Genomic DNA, 18,102 nt, shown 5'->3' with positions numbered 1-18,102 from the left:
CGGCCCGGTTTGCCGCTGTTTTTACCGCTATTACGAACGCAGTTTCGCGTCGTGGCCCTGCTTTGCCGCCTCGATCAGCACGGCCATCAGGCCGTCAACCACATCGTCTTGCAGGGTATTTTGAGTATCTTGCAAGCTAATCCGGAAAGCAAGGCTTTTTTCATCCATTTCCAGCCCTTTTCCGCGATATTCATCAAATAAAACAATGGCTTGCACGATCCTTGCCGCAGCGCTGGCCTGCGCCGCCGCATGCAGGGTATCGAGCAGATCCTGCGCCGCCACAGTCTGCTTGACGAGCACCGCCAGGTCGCGGCTGGCGCCGGGGAATTTCGAAATTTCCGCATACACCGGCACCACACGCCGCGTCAAGGCTTCGGCATCGACTTCGAACAAGACCGGTGCTTGCGGCAGATCATACTTTTGCATCCAGCGCGGGTGCAATTCGCCGATAAAGCCGATGACCTTGCCATCGAGTTCGACGTTGGCCGAACGGCCCGGATGCAGCGCCGGGTGTTCTGCCTTGGTAAAACGCAGCACCTGGGGCGCAAACAGCGCTTCCAGGTCCGCTTTCACGTCGAAGAAGTCGACCGTGCGCGCCGGCTGGCCCCACTGCTCGTCGGCCACCGGACCATAAGCCATGGCCGCGACCCGTTTCGGCTGGGCGTAACCGGCCACCGACAGGGCGCCGTTGAGTACCCCCTCGTCGCGCTGGTAAATGGCGCCCACTTCAAAAATGCGCACCCGGCCCGTCTTGCGGTTCAGGTTGTAGCGCACATTGGCGACCAGGCTGCCGATCAGGGACGAGCGCATCACGCTCATCTGGCTGGCAATCGGATTCTGCAATTTGATCGGATTGGTATTACCCGAGAAATCGCGCTCCCAGGCGCTGTCGACAAAGCTCATGTTGACAACTTCCTGGAAGCCCAGGTCGGCCAGTTCATGGCGCACGGCAAACAACGAACGCGTGTTTTCCGGTGCGATCTGCATCACGTTGGCGGCCACCGGCGGCAAAGCCGGGATGTTTTCAAAGCCATACACGCGCGCCACTTCCTCGATCAGGTCTTCCTCGATTTCGATATCGAAACGGTAGCTGGGCGAAGTGACGGAGAACACGCCATCAAGCAACGTGAACGGCAGCGCCAGGCGCGTGAAGATATCGGCGATCACGTCATCGTTGAGCGGCACGCCGATCACTTTTTGCGCGCGCGCCGTCCGCATGGCCACCGGGCTGCGTTGCGGCAGGTTGACCACATGGTCGTCGACCGGGCCGACGGTGGTGGCGGGCGTGCCGCAAATTTCCACGATCAACGCCGTGATGCGTTCGATATGCTCGACCGTAGTGGCAAAATCGACGCCGCGCTCGAAACGGTGCGCGGCATCGGTCGAAAAATTCAAACGGCGCGCGCGGCCTTGAATCGCGTTCGGCCACCAGAACGCCGCTTCCAGGTAGATGCTGTCGGTATCGTCCGACACGGAACTGGCGTCGCCGCCCATGATGCCGGCCAGCGACTCGATTTCCTGCTCGTCGGCGATCACGCCGATCCAGTCGTCGACGGCCACCGTGCTGCCGTTCAACAGCTTGACGGATTCGCCAGCCTTGCCCCAGCGGATATCGAGGCTGCCGTGGATCTTGGCCAGGTCAAACACGTGGCTCGGGCGGCCCAGTTCCAGCATCACGTAGTTCGAGATATCGACCAGGGCCGACAGCGGACGCTGGCCGCTGCGCTCGAGGCGCTGCTTCATCCAGTCCGGCGTGGCGGCTTTTGCATTGAGTCCACGGATCACGCGGCCCGTGAAACGGCCGCACAGGTCGGGTGCGCTCACTGTGACGGGCAGCACTTCGTCACTCGATACGGGAACGACACTGAACTGGGGTGCATTCAGGGGCACACCGGTCAGCGCCGACACTTCGCGCGCCACGCCCAGCACCGACAGGCAGTCCGCCTTGTTGGGAGTGAGCTTGATGGTGAATTTCAAATCGTTCAAGGCATAGTAATCGCGGAAGTTCTGGCCGACCGGCGCGTCGTCCGGCAGTTCCATCAAGCCAGCGTTTTCTTCGGACAATTTCAGCTCGCGCGCCGAGCACAGCATGCCCTGCGACTCGACGCCACGCAGCTGGCCAACCTTGATTTCAAACGGCTTGCCGTCGACGCCCGGCGGCAGCACGGCGCCGGCCTTGGCGCACACCACGCGCAGGCCCGGGCGCACATTGGGCGCGCCGCAGACGATGGTGAGCATGGTGCCGGTGCCGACATCGACCTTGCACACGTTCAGGCGGTCGGCGTTCGGATGTTTCTCCATCTCCAGGACCAGGCCCACCACCACGTTCGAGAACGGAGGCGCGACAGGATCGACGTCCTCGACTTCCAGACCGGACATGGTCAACAGATGGGCCAGTTCGTCCGAAGTCATCTTCGGATCGACCATGGTACGGAGCCAGTTTTCGGAAAATTGCATAATCAAGCCTTCAAAGGGTCAAAGCTCACGGCGCGAGCGCAAGCGGCGCTCAAGCACCATGAATCATACGGAACAACGCTTAATTGAATTGCTTCAGGAACCTTAAATCGCCTTCATAGAACAGGCGCAGGTCGTTGATGCCGTAACGCAGCATCGTCAGGCGTTCCAGGCCGGAGCCGAAAGCAAAGCCGATGAATTTCTCAGGGTCCAGGCCGAAGTTCTTCACCACGGTCGGATGCACCTGGCCGGCGCCCGACACTTCCAGCCAGCGGCCTTTCAACGGGCCCGAACCGAAAGCGATGTCGATCTCGGCCGACGGTTCCGTAAACGGGAAATACGAGGGGCGAAAACGCACTTGCAGGTCGTCGGTTTCAAAGAAAGCCTTGACGAAGTTCAGGTACACGCCCTTCAGGTCGGCAAAGCTGATGTCTTCGGCGATCCACAGGCCTTCGACCTGGTGGAACATCGGCGAATGGGTGGCGTCGCTGTCGACGCGGTAGGTGCGGCCCGGCGCGATGACCTTGATCGGCGGCGTATGCGTGCGCGCATAGCGCACCTGCATCGGGCTGGTGTGCGTGCGCAGCAGCAGCGGCTTGCCGTCGGTGTCGTTACCATCGATATAAAACGTGTCTTGCATGGAACGGGCCGGATGATTTTCAGGGCTGTTGAGCGCCGTGAAATTGGTCCAGTCATTTTCGATCTCGGGGCCGTCGGCCACGTCGAAACCGATGGAGCGGAAGATTTCCTCGACCCGCTCCCAGCTGCGCATCACCGGATGGATGCCGCCCGGCATGCGGCCACGCCCTGGCATGGTGACGTCGATCGCTTCGGCGTTCAAACGGCCTTGCATTTGTGCATCGGCCAGGGCATCACGGCGCGCGGTCAGCGCGTCTTCGATCCGCACTTTGACGGCATTGATCAGGGCGCCTTGCGCCTTGCGCGCGTCCGGGTCGAGCTTGCCCAGGCCCTTCATCATTTCGGTAATCTGGCCAGTCTTGCCCAGGTAGCGGGCCTTGGCGTTTTCAAGTGCGGCAGCGTCTGCAGCGGCGATAAAGTCAGCCTGGGCCGAGACGACGAGTTCTTCTAGGGAGTTCATGCGGCTTTTCCTGTTTTGGAAATCTATCCTGGATTTGGTAATTCAGAACCCAACAATCAAAAACGGAAACGGGGCACAAGGTGGTTGTACACCCCTGCCCCGCTCTTTATAACGTCACCCTGCGGATGACGTTGTGCAATGACCGTGCTTACGCAGCGATTTTTGCCTTGACTGCGTTGACAATCGCAGCGAATGCCGGCTTGTCCATCACAGCCATATCGGCCAGGACTTTACGGTCCAGTTCGATATTTGCTTTTTTCAGACCGTTCATGAATACGCTGTACGTCACGCCATGCTCACGGGAAGCGGCGTTGATACGGGCGATCCACAGGCGGCGGAAAACGCGTTTCTTGTTGCGGCGATCGCGGTAAGCGTATTGGCCAGCGCGCATGACTGCTTGCTTGGCAACACGGTATACACGGCTGCGGCGACCACGGTAGCCTTTAGCTTGAACAAGAATCTTTTTATGACGGGCACGAGCTGTAACCCCACGTTTTACTCTAGGCATAGTAACTCCTTATATTGAGTGTGAGATTAAGCAGTCGGCATCATGCGGTAGACGGATTTCACGTCAGACGCAGCGACATTGGTAGTACCGCGCAGAGCGCGTTTCAGCTTGGTGGTTTTCTTGGTCAGGATGTGGCGTTTGAACGCATGACCACATTTGACAGTTCCACCCGGACGCACGCGAAAACGTTTTTTCGCAGAGCTTTTGGTCTTCATTTTAGGCATAGCAATCTGTCCTCTTACGGACAGCTCCATTTATAACAGGATTGCAGGTGGCAACACGACGCTGCGCTTAGATGCCTGCTTTCACATGTTTGTGCAGCGGATGCGAGTCCACTACAGTTTGAGCGGCCCGGACATTGCTGGCCTGGCCGCTCAAAATACTGCCTGGTATCACGTCTTGCGCCAAACCTGGCGCATCGACATCGAACCACAGCAAAAACGCTATTGTATCTTACTTTTTCTTCTTCGGCGAAAGGACCATGATCATCTGGCGGCCTTCCATCTTCGGAAACTGCTCAACCTGGCCAAACGGCTCCAGATCGGCCTTCAGACGTTCCAGCATGCGGAAGCCAATATCCTGGTGCGCCATCTCGCGGCCACGGAAACGCAAGGTGATCTTGGTCTTGTCACCGTCTTCGAGGAACTTGATGAGATTACGCAACTTGATATTGTAGTCACCATCATCAGTCCCCGGACGGAATTTGACTTCCTTCACGAGGATGATCTTTTGCTTCAATTTCGCTTCGTGAGCCTTCTTTTGCTCCGAATACTTAAATTTGCCGTAGTCCATCAAACGGCACACCGGTGGCTGCGCGGTAGGCGCAATTTCCACCAGGTCGACGTTTGCCTCTTCCGCCAGGCGGAAGGCTTCAGCCAAACTTACGATACCGAGTGGCTCGTTATCGACCCCGCTTAAACGCATTTCAGGGGCAGTGATTTCGCCATTGATGCGATGTGACTTGTCAGTAGCTATTGTAATTTCCTTTAAAAATCTGATAGGACGGTCGTGCAGCGAGTTTCCTCGTCAGGCCTTGGTGTCGACTTCATGTTTGAGTCGCTCTATCAGGGCATCGACGGACATCACGCCCAGATCGACATTGCCCCGCGCCCGCACGGCCACTGTATTGGCATCCCGCTCTTTGTCGCCAATTACTAAGATGTAAGGCAATTTTTGTACGGAATGTTCACGTATTTTATAGGTAATCTTCTCGTTACGCAAATCAGCCTGTACGCGTATGCCTGCCTTGCGTAGTTTTGTGGTCACTTCCTGCACGTAATCGGCTTGCGCGTCCGAGATATTCAACACCGATACCTGCATCGGCGCCAGCCACAAGGGCATCGCGCCCGCATAGTGCTCGATCAGGATGCCGATAAAGCGTTCCAGCGAACCGACGATCGCGCGGTGCAACATGATGGGCACCTGGCGCGTATTGTCGATCGCCACATATTCGGCGCCCAGGCGGCCCGGCATCGACGGGTCGATCTGCACCGTGCCCACTTGCCATGCGCGGCCCAGGCTGTCTTTCAGGTGGTATTCGATCTTCGGACCATAGAACGCGCCCTCGCCCGGCAATTCGGTCCATTCCACGCCGCAGGCGCGCAGGGCCGAACGCAGCGATTCTTCGGCCTTGTCCCACGACTCTTCAGTGCCGATGCGGCTGTCCGGGCGCAGGGCCAGCTTGACATCGATATTGGTAAAGCCGAACGCCGTGTAGACATCCATCGCCTGCTGGTGGAAGGCCGTCACTTCGCCGGCGATCTGCTCTTCGGTACAGAAGATATGGCCGTCATCCTGCGTAAAGCCGCGCACGCGCATCATGCCGTGCAAGGCGCCCGACGGCTCATTGCGGTGGCACTGGCCGAACTCGCCGTAGCGCAGCGGCAAATCGCGGTAGCTGCGCATGCTGTTGTTGTAGATCTGCACGTGACCGGGGCAATTCATCGGCTTCAAGGCATACGAGCGGTTTTCCGACTCGGTGATGAACATGTTTTCGCGGTAGTTGTCCCAGTGGCCGGTTTTTTCCCACAGGCCACGGTCCAGGATCTGCGGCGCCTTCACTTCCTGGTAGCCGTTGACCTGGTAGACATTGCGCATGTATTGCTCGACCTGCTGCCAGATCGACCAGCCCTTCGGATGCCAGAAGATCAGGCCCGGCGCTTCTTCCTGGAAATGGAAGAAATCGAGCTGCTTGCCCAGCTTGCGGTGATCGCGCTTTTCCGCTTCTTCCAGGTTGTGCAGGTACAGCTCCTGGTCTTCCTTTTTCGCCCAGGCCGTGCCGTACACGCGCTGCAGCATCTCGTTTTTCGAGTCGCCGCGCCAGTAGGCCCCAGCGAGCTTCATCAGCTTGAACACTTTCAGCTTGCCCGTCGACGGCACGTGCGGACCACGGCACAGGTCGGTAAACGCGCCTTCCGAATACAGCGATACTTCCTGGTCGGCCGGAATGGCGGCGATCAGTTCGGCCTTGTAGGCCTCTCCAATGCTCGCAAAATAGGCAATGGCTTCGTCGCGCGTGACGACCTTGCGCGTGACGCGCTCGTCCTTCCTGGCCAATTCGGCCATTTTCTTTTCGATCGCCACCAGGTCTTCCGGCGTGAACGGCCGCTTGTAGGCGAAGTCATAGTAAAAGCCGTTGTCGATCACCGGGCCGATGGTCACCTGCGCATCAGGGAACAATTCCTTGACGGCATGCGCCAGCAAGTGGGCCGTCGAATGGCGGATCACGTCCAGCCCGTCGGCGTCCTTGTCGGTGATGATGGCCAGTTCGGCATCGTGCTCGATCAGGAAGGAAGTATCGACCAGCTTGCCGTCGACCTTGCCGGCCAGTGCAGCCTTGGCCAGACCCGTACCAATATTGGCCGCAACCTGGGCCACGGTGACCGGGCCGTCAAATTGACGGGCGGAACCATCGGGAAGTCGGATTGTAAGCATATTGATCTCCATGTCGGCGCTGGCGCCAGGTAAAACTGCAATGTATGAGGTGTAAGACCGAAGGAAAACGCAGACGCAAAAAAACGCGGACTAGCCGCGTTTTTCACTTTTTTAAGACAAAGCAAACCCGATCGACTAGCGTCACTCCCAAAGCTTGGTAGTAGTTCGCGGTGTCATAACCGGTTGACCCTTTCTTGATTACTGCATTCTGGTGGGCGGTGAGGAATTCGAATCCCCGACCCCTTGGATGTCGACCAAGTATTCTAACCAGCTGAACTAACCGCCCCGAAGACCAGCATTATAGAGAGGCTTTCCGGGAATGACAAGGGCTGTTTTACAGGAAACTTTAACATTTCCCGGGCGTCAGCCGTTTTGGCCCGCGCCATGCCGATGAACAGCGAATGCCGTTAAAATCGCCCCATGAACTCCACCCTATCATCGACCTTATTAACATGGCTCAAAACGTTAAGCCGCATTTGCGGTTTTGAAACGGCCGACGCCTTCCCGCCCGGCCACCCGTATGCGCGCACGCACTGGGATGCGGCGTATTTCGATATCGCCTCGGACGTGAAACCCGACGAGATCGAACGGCGCTTGTGCGCGGCCATCAGCAACACGCCCAGCGTGTTTGCGTATATCACCAATCCCACGCCGCGCATGCAGCGCGCCCTGCTCAACATGATCCACGACCGGCTGCGCCGCCAGCCCGGCGCCGGCGCCACCGACCTGGTGCTGCTGCTGATCGATGCCTACGACAGCCCGCATATCATGGAAGCGGTGCCCGGCCTGCGCGCACTGATCCACGCCACCGGCGACGAGGCGACCAATCCGCGCGTGCACGCGATACTGGAACTGCTGCTCGGCACGCCGCGCGGCATCGACGTGATCGATATGCCGAGCTAAGCGTGGTTGGTGGGAAAGTAACGCGTACGCAGGCGCATGAATGGCATTTCCACCAGGCTATACAGCAGCCAGCCCGCGCCTATGCTGGCGGCAATCATGATCAGCACCGCCGGCAAGCCGTCCGGCGCGCAGCCCTGACCCTGCAAGACAGGAGCGAGCAAAATGCACAGCTGCTTGTGCAGCAAATAGATCGCGTACGACCACAGGGCCAGGCTGGCCGCGCCCGGCACGCGCCATTGATGGAGCGCACTGCCCGGACTCAGGGCCGCCACCAGCAGCAGGCTGATGCTGGCCGCCAGCGCAGGATAACCGAACACGGTCACCCGGTACTCGAAGTGATGGTGGTAAAACAGCGCCAGCATCAACGCCGCGCCCGCCAGGCCCGCCAGCAGGGTGCGGTTGCCGTATGAGGTGATGCGGCGCCACGCAGCCGGATGATGATTCTTCAGCAGCGCCAGCGCCACGCCCGCCACCAGTTCGTCGCAGCGGCACCACGACGCGTAATAGATATATTTGTAGTAGCCGAGGCCGCCGCGCGGCACTTGCACATATTCATCCCATAAATAAGAGCGCACCAGCATGCCGGCCGCAAAGCTGGCGGCGACCAGCACCCACGCCCACAGCAAGGACTTGCGGCAGGCGGCAATGACCAAGGCCACGACCGGCAGCAGGACATAGAACTGCTCTTCCACGCACAGCGACCAGGCATGCGAGAAGGCCGTGCCCGGCGTCAGGTTGATATTCTGAGTAAACGTCAAAAACTTCCAGAGCGGCAGCAGCGCATACTCGCCCCGGAACGCGGGCCACAGGTAATACAGCGCCAGCACGCAGTAAAAATTGGGCAAGGTGCGCAGGAAGCGGCGCCCATAGAAATGCGGCAGCGAAAATCCCTGGCTGCTGCGCAGCGCTGCAAAGATCTGGTTGCCGATCAAGTAGCCGCTCAAGGCAAAAAACAGGTCGACGCCGGTCCAGCCGATCTGCCCCCAGAAACCGAACACCCCGCTGCTGACGAACAGCTCGTAATGGTTGGCAAACACCAGCACGATGGCCAGCGCGCGCAAGGTGTCGAGACCGTACAGGCGGGGAGTGATGGTAGAAGCAGGCATGACAAGGCGGCAAAGGCGCGGCAAAAAGACGCAATGGCGCCGATCATGCCATGCCGCACGCGGCCATGGCCAGATTTTTACGGGCTTGCGCCGCGAATGCCGCTAGAATATGGCGACCCGTTTTTCATAGAGGAATCCAGCATGAGCAGCGCACTTCACTTCAGATCCGTCAACTACACGGGCCAGGGCAGCGGCCCGCGCCTGATCATTACTGGCGCCGTGCACGGCAATGAAACCTGCGGCACCAAAGGCATACAGCGCGTGATGGCGGAAATCGACAGCGGAGCGTTAGCCATCCTGGCCGGCAGCGTGACTTTCGTGCCGGTCACCAACCCGCTGGCCTACGCCAAGGGCGTGCGCAGCGGCGAGCGCAACCTGAACCGCAACCTGTTCCCCAACGACAAGCCGCAAGACTTCGAAGACCGCATCGCCAACTGGCTGTGCCCGCTGCTGGGCCGGCATGACGTGCTGCTCGATTTGCATTCATTCAATGCCGACAGCCAGCCCTTCGTGATGGTCGGCCCGCGCAACAACGACGGCCCGCTGCAACCGTTCCAGCAGGAAGAGAAGGAACGCGCGCTGGCGCGCCGCCTGGGCGTGCGCCGCTTTGTCGATGGCTGGCTGCAAACCTATGGCGCTGGCGTGCAGCGCCGCCTGGCCGGCAGCGACCAGGTCGGCCTGGTGTTGCGCTACGGTGTGGGCACGACAGAATACATGCGCCAGGCGGGCGGCTATGCACTGACCCTGGAATGCGGCCAGCATGCCGACCCGGCCGCGCCCGATGTCGCCTACCGCGCCATCATCAATACCCTCGCCTTTTTGGGTTGCATCGATGCGCCGCCGCCGGTGCCGATCACGGACGCCGACATGGAAGCGCTGAACATGGTGGTGGTGCACGACAAGCTCGATGCCAACGACCGCTTCATCAGGAGCTGGTCCAGCTTTGACACCGTCAAGGAAGGCGAACAGATCGGCGTGCGCGCGGACGGCACGCCGGTGACGGCCGAGTTCGACGCCTATATCCTGTTCCCGGACGTCAACGCGGCAGCCAATGCCGAGTGGTACTACCTGGCGCGCGTCAGCCCGAGTTTCTGATACTGCTAAGTAAGTACCAAGAAATTATTGTGAAATTATGACGAACAGAACCGGATGGCGGAGCAGGGAATTCGCGGGACCTGTCCCGCGCCTGCGCAACGGTATCGCCTTGCAAGGCGATACTCCCGCAAAGGCGCCCGATGCGACGCAGTGCGAGCACTGCTAGCAGCGGGCAACACCGCAGAGCGCCGGTTATGGAAGTCAGAATTGACAAGAATTTATGCGTACTTGCTTAGACCAGGCAAGCAGCAGCGGGCGCTTCAAGCGGGAGCCTGCTGCGGGTAGTACAACTCGTAATACCAGGGATACGATTGTTCGATCTGCTGCTGGATGCGGGGCGGGATCGGATGACGTTTCGGCTTGCCGATGCTGCCCGTCTGGGTGTGCGTATATTTCATCCGGTAGTGGCTGTCGCTTTCGCGCACACCGATTTTCAGATTGGCGGGATCGATCTCGAACGGCGCCAGGCCCAGCCAGGCATACAGATGAGACATACAGGCGACCGGCCGCTCGACCAGGTCTTCGAAGCGCACGAAATACAGGCGCTGCTGCACTGCCAGCGGCAAGTCGATCACGGAATGGATGGACGTCAGCGGTGCGCCGATGGTGCGATCCTTGGCAAACAGCATGTCGGCACGGCCCAGGCGGTCGTAATCGGCCAGGTGATCGATAAAATCAAGCAAGATGGTACGCTGGTGCTGCGCCTCGATCGAGCCGTAGATCTGCCCCAGCTCGCGCACGCACACCACCAGTTTGGCTTCCGGCGCCAGCTTGAGCAGCAATTCGACCGCATGCAGCCAGCCACGGTTCTTGTCGACCACCGCCTGCTTGCCGCAATCCTGGTACCAGCCGCGCAAATAGCCGCGCATCGCCGACTCCAGATGGCCATAACTTGAGGCAAATGACTGGTCGAGCTGGGACAGGAAAAACTGGTCGTCGCTGACCAGGCGCCGCATGCCCTGCAAGGTATTGCACAAGGGGGAGCTGGTGCCTTCGCAGTACAGATCGGGATGCTGCGCCAGCAACTGGCAAACCAGAGTCGAGCCGGCGCGCGGCAGGCCGGTCACACCGATAAAATCAGGCACCATGGGATGTATCTCCAGACAATAAAATCAACTTGCCAATTATCGTGCTCAATGCCCGACGGCCCCTGAAAACAGAGAGCTCCTCATGCGGACCACCTGGTAGCGCTTATTGCGGGCTGAGCAGTTTCAGGCCCAGGATGCCGCAGACGATCAGCGCGATGCAGGCGATGCGCGCCGCGCTGGCCGGTTCGCCCAACACCATGATGCCAAAGATGGCGGTGCCAACCGTGCCGATACCGGTCCAGATCGCATACGCCGTGCCCAGCGGCAAAGTGCGCAAGGCCAGGCCCAGCATCACGATACTGCCCAGCATGGCCGCCAGCGTCAGCGCGGACGGCAAGAAGCGGGTAAAGCCGGCGCTGTATTTCAGGCCGATGGCCCAGGCCACTTCCAGCAAGCCAGCCAATACCAAGATAAACCACGCCATGTTTTCTCTCCTGAAGGCGGCAGGGTCGTCCCCGCCATGCGGCCCCATCATCGTGTGGAGTCGTCGCCACAGGAGCAAAAATGTGCCGGAAGTATAGCACCGCGCCGGCGGATTACCCAAGCCCATGGTCCGTTGGTATTGTTGCTCTAGGTAAAAATATTCCCCTTTGTCGCTGCTTGCCCGATAATCAACATCTTTATACTGCCCGAGGAGTAAACATGTTGATGCTGGCCCAGATCCTTACCGCACTGATCCTGCTGCTGCACGTGTATATCGTGCTGATCGAAACCGTCCTGTTCGATAGCCGCGGGCGCAAAGTATTTGGCCTCAGCAAGGAAAAGGCCGAAATCGTGCGTGCCGGCATGTCCAACCAGGGCTGCTACAACGGTTTCCTGGTCGCCGCGCTGGCCCTCGGCTTTTTCCACCCTGACAGCGCGATTGCCCACGCGTTTACCGTCTACGGCCTGGTGTGCATCGCCGTGGCCGGCGTGTGGGGCGCAGCCACCGTCAAGAAAAGCATCCTCTACCTGCAAACCGTGCCGGCCGTGACCGCCCTGCTGCTGTACCACTTCGCCTGAACCTTGCAGGCCACACCGTCGTGGCCTGCAAGTTTTTCATTTATATCGTAATATGACGATATTGAAATCCAAAGAATCCGATAAACACCATGCAGATAGACGCCATCCACAAGGCGCTGGCCAACCCCGTGCGGCGGCAGATATTGCAATGGCTGAAACAGCCGGAGCAACATTTCGCCGAGCAATCGCTGCCGCTGCACCTCGGTGTCTGCGCCGGCCTGATCGACCGTCGGCTGGGCCTGTCGCAATCGACGGTGTCGGCCCACCTGGCCACCTTGCAAAAGGCCGGCCTGGTATCGACCACGAAGATCGGTCAATGGAATTTTTTCAAGCGCGATGAAGCGACCATCCAGGCGTTTCTCGAGCATATGCAGCAAGGTTTGTAAGCACGATCGATCTCGGCCGCCCTGCGGCCATCCAACAGAAAGCACACGACATGACCACCTTATTTGATCCCATCACCATCGGCAGCCTGCAACTGAAAAACCGCGTCATCATGGCGCCGCTGACGCGCTCGCGCGCCAACAATCCGGGCCGCGTGCCGAACGCCCTGATGGCCGAGTACTATGTGCAGCGCGCCTCTGCCGGCCTGATCATTTCTGAAGCGACCGCCGTCACGCCCCAGGGCGTGGGCTACGCCGATACGCCGGGCATCTGGTCCGACGAACAGGTGGCAGGCTGGAAACTGGTCACCGACGCCGTGCATGCGGCCGGCGGCAAGATCGTGCTGCAACTGTGGCATGTGGGCCGCATCTCCGCGCCGCTGTTCCTCGACGGCGACCTGCCCGTGGCGCCAAGCGCCATCAAGCCGGCCGGCCACGTCAGCCTGGTGCGCCCGATGCAGGAATACGTGACGCCACGCGCGCTGGACACCGAAGAGATCCCCGGCATCGTCGCCGCCTACCGCAAGGGCGCGGAAAACGCGAAAATAGCCGGCTTTGACGGCGTGGAAGTGCATGGCGCCAACGGCTACCTGCTGGACCAGTTCCTGCAGGACAGCACCAACCAGCGCAGCGACAACTACGGCGGCTCGATCGAAAACCGCGCCCGCCTGATGCTGGAAGTGACCGACGCCTGCATCGACGTATGGGGTGCCGACAAGGTCGGCATGCACCTGGCGCCGCGCCGCGATTCGCACGACGTGGGCGACTCCACGCCGCGCGAGACCTTCGGCTACGTGGCGCGCGAACTGGGCAAGCGCGGCATCGCCTTTATCTGCGCGCGCGAAGCGCTGGGCGACGACCGCCTCGGTCCTTACCTGAAGGAACAGTTCGGCGGCGTGTATATCGCCAATGAAAAAATGGACAAGGCCGCCGCCCAGGCGCTGCTGGACAAGGGCGAGGCCGATGCGGTGGCCTTCGGCCTGTGGTTCATCGCCAACCCGGACCTGCCGATCCGCCTGCGCACCGATGCCGCGCTCAATGAGCTGAACCCGGCCACCATCTATGCGCCGGGCACCACCGGCTATACCGACTATCCGGCCATGGCCTGATTCCTGCCGTCAGGTCACAGCGCCGCCGTCACCGGCGCTTCAGTAGCGTGACGGCGTGCGTGACGGCGGCGATTGCCGCCGCGCCGCCGAACTGCTGAGGATGCGGTAAATGACTTCCGTCGGCACATGGTGCTCCTTCAGGTAGGCGGTGGCGACCGTCCTGCCCAGCACCTTGTGAAATTCCACGCCCTGCTCCACCAGTTGCGCTGTCGCCGTATCGTTGCGGCTGTTGCCATCGCCGATATCGTCCTTGCTCGATGTGCTATGCATCATGCCTCCCATGCTCAAAATGTCATCGGCAGCCTGACCGCCAGCGATACGTCGGGCGTATCGCGCGTCAGGCCGGCGCCGATCGAAATATTCAGGGTCCGGTCCTTGGCGAGCCGGTACGAATAGCCCATCAGCAAAGTACCCAGTTGGGTGCGCACGGCGCCCGGCACGACCGTGCCGTTCTGGCGCGTGCGGCCGATGGTGCTGTGGTCATACCCCAGGCTGAGCGAGCCTTTTTCATTGAGCGCCAGGCCGACACCGAAGTTCACGCCAAAAATCTTGCCCGGTTCGACAGTGCCCAAGGGTTCGCGCGTGCCGTCGCGCAGCAGGCGGCTGACATCGTGCCGCTTGAAGCTGTGCAAATAGCTGATGCTGCCGAAAAACACCGCCGGATCGGAAGGAAATAGCCAGGTCAGGCTCGGTTGCAAAGAGTAAAACCCCGAGCCCGTCGGCAAGTCCAGCGGCAAGCCGGTGCCGCTGGCGTTTTCGCCCACGCAGCGGCGCACGCAATCGGTGACGACGCTGAACGGATCGCGCCCGGTGCGCGACTTGAAGCGCAGGCCCGCCACATAATACGATTTGTCGGCGCCGCCGTCGTTCAACTGGTAGCGGGCCGCCAGTTCCACGTCCCCCAGGTGCTTGCCGCTGGTATCGAACACGCGCTCGACGGCAGTGCCCGTGAACAACTCGCGGCTGACGGTGGCGTCGGACCGGTAGACATACGGGATGCGCGCCTCGACTTCGAAGCGGTTGGTGATGCCGGTGCGGCCGGTCAGCGCCGCCGTAAAGGTGTTGCGCTTGACTTCGCGCACGTCGATCAGGCCGATCAGCAATGCCGGGATGATGGTATAGCCGACCAGCGCCACGCGGTTGCTCGATGAATAACCGAATTGCGCGGACGGTTCCAGCACGAATTTTCCCCTGGGCGTGAGTACGCCAGGCTGCTCGAAAATCGGCGCCACTTCCGGCGGACGGCTGTCGCGCCCGGGCGGGCGACCCACCGCCACCGGTCCCGGTGTCGAGGGCGGCACCGCCGGCGTGGTGGGCGGTGCAGGTGCGGGTGCAGATGCCTGCGCGGCGCTGGCGGGCGTGCCTTGCTGGCCGGGCCTTTCCTGGCCGGGCCTTTCCTGGCCGGGCCTTTCCTGGCCGGCGCCCTCCTGCAATCCCAGGCCACGCTGTTCGCCCAGCAATTCATTCGTGATCGGCGCTCCCTGCAAGACATCGATACGGCGCTGCTGCGCCTGCAGCGTGCCGCGCAGCCTGTCGAGCAAGCGGCGCTGCTCGGCCAGTTGCGCTTTCATGTCTTCCAGGCGGGCCGCCAGTGCCTGCTGGCTGGCGGCCGGGACCGGGACCGGGGCCGGGACCGGGACCGCAGCGTTTTGCCCATGCGCCGCAGCGCTCAGCAGCAAGGACGAGGCTCCGGCCGCGCCCAAACGCAATAAATGAAGATACCGCATCGTTACTCCTGAAGGTAAGCCGGACGGCATGCCCGGCGTGGGTGGTTGCTGCGTCGTTTCGATTGCTCCTAGCGTGGCCCGGCCACGGTATCGAGCGCCCTTTGCAAAGTGTCCTGGAAATTGGCGATCTTCAGCAGTTCAAGGCTGTTGACGCTGGTATTGATGATGGTCTGGCTGCGCAAGACCTGATCGTTCAAGCTGTTCTGGATCACGGTGCCGGCCATGGTCTGTTCCAGCGCCCCCGCTGCGAACAGATTGCCGCTGCCGTTTTGCACCACGTTCATCGCCGTGAGGGCCGCGCGCGCCTGTTTGGCTTCATCGACGCCCAGGCGCGCCACATCGGCAATCATGAAAGAGGTGCTGGCCACCACTTCGCCATTGATGCTGACCAGGCGTTCGATGCCAAGCGACAGGTTCAGGCCGCCCGGCATGTCAAAGCCGCCGCGCGCCTGCTCCAGGATGGCGTCGTCGACCGCCTGCCAGTCGTCACCGGGAACTTCCGCTGCCATGGCCGGGCTGATGGCCAGGCTGCAAGCGAGCGTCACAGCGGCCCTCCGATAGTGCTTGTGCATAGTTCCTCCGTTGCGGCGCCGGCAGTTGGGTCCGCGCCGCTAGAAATTTCCCGCTTCATGCTTGGGCATGGTGAGCAGATCGAGGCCGCCGCGGCTGATCGCCTGCTCCAACGGCGCCGCCGGCGCCACGCGCCAGTCGTCGGCATCGTTGAAACGGGCGGGCCGCAAGTCCGCCCCGGCCGCCAGATTCTGGCCGGGACGGGCGACGCGTCCATGAATGACAAACAGCAGCCGGCCCTGCCAGATCGCGTCGAAGCTGGCGCGCGGCATGGCGCGCGTGCCGCCGGCAGGATCGCCGATCAGGACCCGGCTGGGACTGAGGCCCTTGACGACCACGAAATGCCGGTAACCTTTATCGGCGACCAGCACGATGGCGGGAAAGTGCGCTTCAGCCAGCTTTTCCAACGGTAGCTGAAATCCATTGGCCAGGAAGCCGCGCGCCGCAAGAAAGCGCTTGATGTCGAGCAAGGAAAAGCCTTCACGGCGGATCTTCTGTTGATCGCCATGCTGATACATTTGCTCGAAGACAAAACGTTCCGTGACATGGTCGTCGTAGTGGTGGGTCAGCAAGGTCGCCACGGCGGCCGAGCCGCAGCTGAAATCATATTGCTGATGCAAGGTGCGCGCGAAGCGCGCTTCGCGGATGCTGGCCACAGGCACGTCGAAGCGCGCGCCGCCGAGCGCCGCGATGTCAGCCCCGCCCGCCGTGGCGCAAGCGAGCAGGCCGGCCAGGGCCGCCCCCCACGCGCGGTGCCGGCAAAATGGGAAGGCGGCCATGGCTAGCGCATCTGCAAGTTGATGATGGTGGCGTTCTGTATCAGCACATTGGCCCCCGAATTCTGGATCACGATCGGAATGCCGGACGCGTTGGCGAACGCGCCGCCATCGATGCTGTTGGCGCCCGTGTTGACATAGGTGGCGGAATTGCCGGTGACATAGCCGCTCAGTTTTGCCTCGTTATTGACGACAGCGGCGCCGCCACGCGCCTGCTCCAGCACTGCCTCGTCCGTCCCGGCGCCCAGGCCGCCGGTCTCGCCCAGCGCCACAGCGAGCACCGGCAGCAGCGCCAGCGACCCGGCTGGCGCAGCGGCAACGGTCGCATCGGGCTCCGCAAAACCGGCCATGGCGGCAGGTGCGGGCGCGGCCAGCGCGCCAGCCGACACGCAGGCCAGGCCGGCACTGCACATTGCATTCAAAAAAATTCGCATGCTGTTCCCCTGATATGGTTCCGCGTACGGCTCCGCCGCGGCCAGGCCACGACGGAGCTTGCTGTCAGTCGCCTGCCCGGGGCTTATGGACCGACGGACAGATTGGCCTGCACCGTCACGCTTTGCTGGATCAGCGAGGAAATGCCGCTGTTCTGGCTGATGACCAGGAGGCCGGCCGCCGACTGGGCGGTACCGCTCATGGTGTTGGACATGTCGAAGGTGCCCGCATTGACATTGGCCGTGCCGCCAGCGCCGCCGGTGCCGCCAGCGCCAGCGCCGCCGGTGCCGGTGCCGGCCGTATTGGTGCCGCCGTCGCCGCCCGTGCCAGCCGTGTTGCTGCCGCCGGCGCCACCGGCGCCGCCGTCACCGGCCGTCGCATTGCCGTTGCTTGCCGTGCCATTGCTGGCGCTGCCGCCGGTGGATGCACCGCCAGCTGCGCCGGTACCGGCCGTGTTTTGCGCCGACCCCGTGGCGCCGCCCGCGCCACCGGCCTCGCCGGCTGCGCCATTGCCACCGGTGCTGGTACCGGCTGCACCCGCACCGCCCGTACCCGCCGTGCCGCCGGTCGCAGCAGCGCCCGCGCCACCCGAGCTGGTCAAGGCTGCACCGGCGCCGGCCGCGCCGGAAGTGCCCGAACCGCCAGCCGCGCCGGCGCCGGCGGTATCGGTGCCGCCCGCCCCCGCCGTACCCGTGCCGCCGGCAGCGGCCGTGGCAATGCCACCGGACGAGCCAGTACCGCCGGCCGTGCCGCCGCCGCCGTTCGCCGTGCTCGCGCCGCCATTGGTGGCGCCATTGCTGGCGTTGCCGCCGGCGCCGCCCGTGCCGCCGCCACCGCCCGCAGCACCGTGGAACTGAGCGGCCCGTCCTTGTTGACCACGGGCCAGCAGGCGGACCTGACTGTGACCGTGCGCGAC

19 protein-coding genes, 1 tRNA gene and 1 pseudogene are annotated in these 18,102 nt (G+C 61.8%); 5 read left to right on the top strand and 16 right to left on the bottom strand.

Annotated elements, in window-relative coordinates:
• Window positions 1–30 precede the first annotated feature (30 nt).
• From pheT to CD932_RS22155, 7 genes are all read right to left on the bottom strand, one after another.
• Entirely contained in the window at window positions 31–2,457 is a 2,427-nt protein-coding gene (gene pheT / locus CD932_RS22185) for a phenylalanine--tRNA ligase subunit beta (RefSeq protein ID WP_094444943.1), read from the bottom strand.
• 79 nt (window positions 2,458–2,536) lie between these two features.
• Entirely contained in the window at window positions 2,537–3,553 is a 1,017-nt protein-coding gene (gene pheS / locus CD932_RS22180; protein ID WP_094444942.1) for a phenylalanine--tRNA ligase subunit alpha, read from the bottom strand.
• Between the two features lie 148 nt (window positions 3,554–3,701).
• On the bottom strand, window positions 3,702–4,061 hold the full coding sequence (gene rplT, locus CD932_RS22175; protein WP_010399214.1) for a 50S ribosomal protein L20: 360 nt from the start codon (window positions 4,059–4,061) through the stop codon (window positions 3,702–3,704).
• Window positions 4,062–4,087: 26 nt separating this feature from the next.
• Window positions 4,088–4,285, bottom strand: coding sequence for a 50S ribosomal protein L35 (rpmI, locus tag CD932_RS22170; protein WP_010399216.1), 198 nt, complete (start codon window positions 4,283–4,285; stop codon window positions 4,088–4,090).
• Between the two features lie 229 nt (window positions 4,286–4,514).
• Window positions 4,515–5,060: a translation initiation factor IF-3 gene (gene infC / locus CD932_RS22165; protein WP_254926743.1), complete on the bottom strand. Its 546-nt coding sequence runs from the start codon at window positions 5,058–5,060 to the stop codon at window positions 4,515–4,517.
• A gap of 27 nt (window positions 5,061–5,087) precedes the next feature.
• Window positions 5,088–6,995, bottom strand: coding sequence for a threonine--tRNA ligase (gene thrS, locus CD932_RS22160; RefSeq protein ID WP_094445325.1), 1,908 nt, complete (start codon window positions 6,993–6,995; stop codon window positions 5,088–5,090).
• Window positions 6,996–7,204: 209 nt separating this feature from the next.
• Window positions 7,205–7,281: transfer RNA gene (locus tag CD932_RS22155), tRNA-Val, on the bottom strand.
• Window positions 7,282–7,415: 134 nt separating this feature from the next.
• Here CD932_RS22155 and CD932_RS22150 point away from each other — a divergent pair.
• Window positions 7,416–7,898, top strand: a complete 483-nt coding sequence (locus tag CD932_RS22150; protein WP_094444941.1) for a hypothetical protein — start codon at window positions 7,416–7,418, stop codon at window positions 7,896–7,898.
• Here the strand turns inward: CD932_RS22150 and CD932_RS22145 are convergent.
• Entirely contained in the window at window positions 7,895–9,004 is a 1,110-nt protein-coding gene (locus tag CD932_RS22145; protein ID WP_094444940.1) for an acyltransferase, read from the bottom strand. The genes CD932_RS22150 and CD932_RS22145 overlap by 4 nt on opposite strands.
• Before the next feature lie 141 nt (window positions 9,005–9,145).
• Here CD932_RS22145 and CD932_RS22140 point away from each other — a divergent pair, with 141 nt between their 5' ends.
• Window positions 9,146–10,099: a succinylglutamate desuccinylase/aspartoacylase family protein gene (locus tag CD932_RS22140; RefSeq protein WP_094444939.1), complete on the top strand. Its 954-nt coding sequence runs from the start codon at window positions 9,146–9,148 to the stop codon at window positions 10,097–10,099.
• A gap of 260 nt (window positions 10,100–10,359) precedes the next feature.
• Here the strand turns inward: CD932_RS22140 and CD932_RS22135 are convergent, their stop codons facing one another.
• Both CD932_RS22135 and sugE read right to left on the bottom strand, forming a co-directional pair.
• Window positions 10,360–11,187 carry a sulfotransferase gene (locus tag CD932_RS22135; protein ID WP_094444938.1) on the bottom strand — a complete coding sequence of 276 codons (828 nt, stop codon included), beginning with the start codon at window positions 11,185–11,187 and terminating at the stop codon, window positions 10,360–10,362.
• A gap of 103 nt (window positions 11,188–11,290) precedes the next feature.
• Window positions 11,291–11,611 (bottom strand): quaternary ammonium compound efflux SMR transporter SugE, encoded by a 321-nt coding sequence (gene sugE, locus CD932_RS22130; protein ID WP_094444937.1) that lies wholly within the window; start codon window positions 11,609–11,611, stop codon window positions 11,291–11,293.
• A gap of 218 nt (window positions 11,612–11,829) precedes the next feature.
• Between sugE and CD932_RS22125 the strand changes: the two genes are divergently transcribed.
• The 3 genes from CD932_RS22125 (at window position 11,830) to CD932_RS22115 (ending at window position 13,681) form a co-directional block, all read left to right on the top strand.
• Window positions 11,830–12,189, top strand: a complete 360-nt coding sequence (locus tag CD932_RS22125; RefSeq protein WP_094444936.1) for a DUF1304 domain-containing protein — start codon at window positions 11,830–11,832, stop codon at window positions 12,187–12,189.
• A gap of 89 nt (window positions 12,190–12,278) precedes the next feature.
• On the top strand, window positions 12,279–12,575 hold the full coding sequence (locus CD932_RS22120) for a helix-turn-helix transcriptional regulator (RefSeq protein WP_094444935.1): 297 nt from the start codon (window positions 12,279–12,281) through the stop codon (window positions 12,573–12,575).
• 50 nt (window positions 12,576–12,625) lie between these two features.
• Window positions 12,626–13,681, top strand: coding sequence for an alkene reductase (locus CD932_RS22115; protein ID WP_094444934.1), 1,056 nt, complete (start codon window positions 12,626–12,628; stop codon window positions 13,679–13,681).
• 39 nt (window positions 13,682–13,720) lie between these two features.
• On the opposite strand, the gene CD932_RS22110 is transcribed toward CD932_RS22115, so the two are convergent.
• The 6 genes and pseudogenes from CD932_RS22110 to CD932_RS29025 all read right to left on the bottom strand — a co-directional run.
• Window positions 13,721–13,954 (bottom strand): hypothetical protein, encoded by a 234-nt coding sequence (locus CD932_RS22110; protein WP_141213340.1) that lies wholly within the window; start codon window positions 13,952–13,954, stop codon window positions 13,721–13,723.
• A gap of 11 nt (window positions 13,955–13,965) precedes the next feature.
• Window positions 13,966–15,408 (bottom strand): acetate kinase, encoded by a 1,443-nt coding sequence (locus CD932_RS22105; RefSeq protein ID WP_094444932.1) that lies wholly within the window; start codon window positions 15,406–15,408, stop codon window positions 13,966–13,968.
• 68 nt (window positions 15,409–15,476) lie between these two features.
• Window positions 15,477–15,953, bottom strand: a complete 477-nt coding sequence (locus CD932_RS22100; RefSeq protein ID WP_254926713.1) for a hypothetical protein — start codon at window positions 15,951–15,953, stop codon at window positions 15,477–15,479.
• A gap of 66 nt (window positions 15,954–16,019) precedes the next feature.
• The gene (locus CD932_RS22095; protein ID WP_094444930.1) at window positions 16,020–16,757 is read right to left on the bottom strand and encodes a C39 family peptidase; all 738 of its coding nucleotides are present in this window, start codon (window positions 16,755–16,757) and stop codon (window positions 16,020–16,022) included.
• 2 nt (window positions 16,758–16,759) lie between these two features.
• Entirely contained in the window at window positions 16,760–17,188 is a 429-nt protein-coding gene (locus tag CD932_RS22090) for a hypothetical protein (RefSeq protein WP_176461089.1), read from the bottom strand.
• A gap of 83 nt (window positions 17,189–17,271) precedes the next feature.
• Window positions 17,272–18,102 (bottom strand): annotated as a pseudogene (locus CD932_RS29025) (hypothetical protein); the annotation flags it as partial.

The organism is Janthinobacterium sp. PC23-8 (assembly GCF_002250505.1).
In the GTDB taxonomy this organism is placed as follows: domain Bacteria; phylum Pseudomonadota; class Gammaproteobacteria; order Burkholderiales; family Burkholderiaceae_D; genus Janthinobacterium.
This window is presented reverse-complemented; position numbering and strand designations above follow the sequence as displayed.

Coding starts and splice junctions, on each gene's coding strand:
- CD932_RS22135 (WP_094444938.1), bottom strand. CDS start 11,187: ATGGTGCCTGATTTTATCGGTGTGACCGGCCTGCCGCGCGCCGGCTCG.
- CD932_RS22120 (WP_094444935.1), top strand. CDS start 12,279: ATGCAGATAGACGCCATCCACAAGGCGCTGGCCAACCCCGTGCGGCGG.
- CD932_RS22115 (WP_094444934.1), top strand. CDS start 12,626: ATGACCACCTTATTTGATCCCATCACCATCGGCAGCCTGCAACTGAAA.
- rplT (WP_010399214.1), bottom strand. CDS start 4,061: ATGCCTAGAGTAAAACGTGGGGTTACAGCTCGTGCCCGTCATAAAAAG.
- CD932_RS22140 (WP_094444939.1), top strand. CDS start 9,146: ATGAGCAGCGCACTTCACTTCAGATCCGTCAACTACACGGGCCAGGGC.
- CD932_RS22105 (WP_094444932.1), bottom strand. CDS start 15,408: ATGCGGTATCTTCATTTATTGCGTTTGGGCGCGGCCGGAGCCTCGTCC.
- sugE (WP_094444937.1), bottom strand. CDS start 11,611: ATGGCGTGGTTTATCTTGGTATTGGCTGGCTTGCTGGAAGTGGCCTGG.
- pheS (WP_094444942.1), bottom strand. CDS start 3,553: ATGAACTCCCTAGAAGAACTCGTCGTCTCGGCCCAGGCTGACTTTATC.
- rpmI (WP_010399216.1), bottom strand. CDS start 4,285: ATGCCTAAAATGAAGACCAAAAGCTCTGCGAAAAAACGTTTTCGCGTG.
- pheT (WP_094444943.1), bottom strand. CDS start 2,457: ATGCAATTTTCCGAAAACTGGCTCCGTACCATGGTCGATCCGAAGATG.
- CD932_RS22090 (WP_176461089.1), bottom strand. CDS start 17,188: ATGCGAATTTTTTTGAATGCAATGTGCAGTGCCGGCCTGGCCTGCGTG.
- CD932_RS22150 (WP_094444941.1), top strand. CDS start 7,416: ATGAACTCCACCCTATCATCGACCTTATTAACATGGCTCAAAACGTTA.
- CD932_RS22125 (WP_094444936.1), top strand. CDS start 11,830: ATGTTGATGCTGGCCCAGATCCTTACCGCACTGATCCTGCTGCTGCAC.
- thrS (WP_094445325.1), bottom strand. CDS start 6,995: ATGCTTACAATCCGACTTCCCGATGGTTCCGCCCGTCAATTTGACGGC.
- CD932_RS22110 (WP_141213340.1), bottom strand. CDS start 13,954: ATGATGCATAGCACATCGAGCAAGGACGATATCGGCGATGGCAACAGC.
- CD932_RS22095 (WP_094444930.1), bottom strand. CDS start 16,757: ATGGCCGCCTTCCCATTTTGCCGGCACCGCGCGTGGGGGGCGGCCCTG.
- CD932_RS22145 (WP_094444940.1), bottom strand. CDS start 9,004: ATGCCTGCTTCTACCATCACTCCCCGCCTGTACGGTCTCGACACCTTG.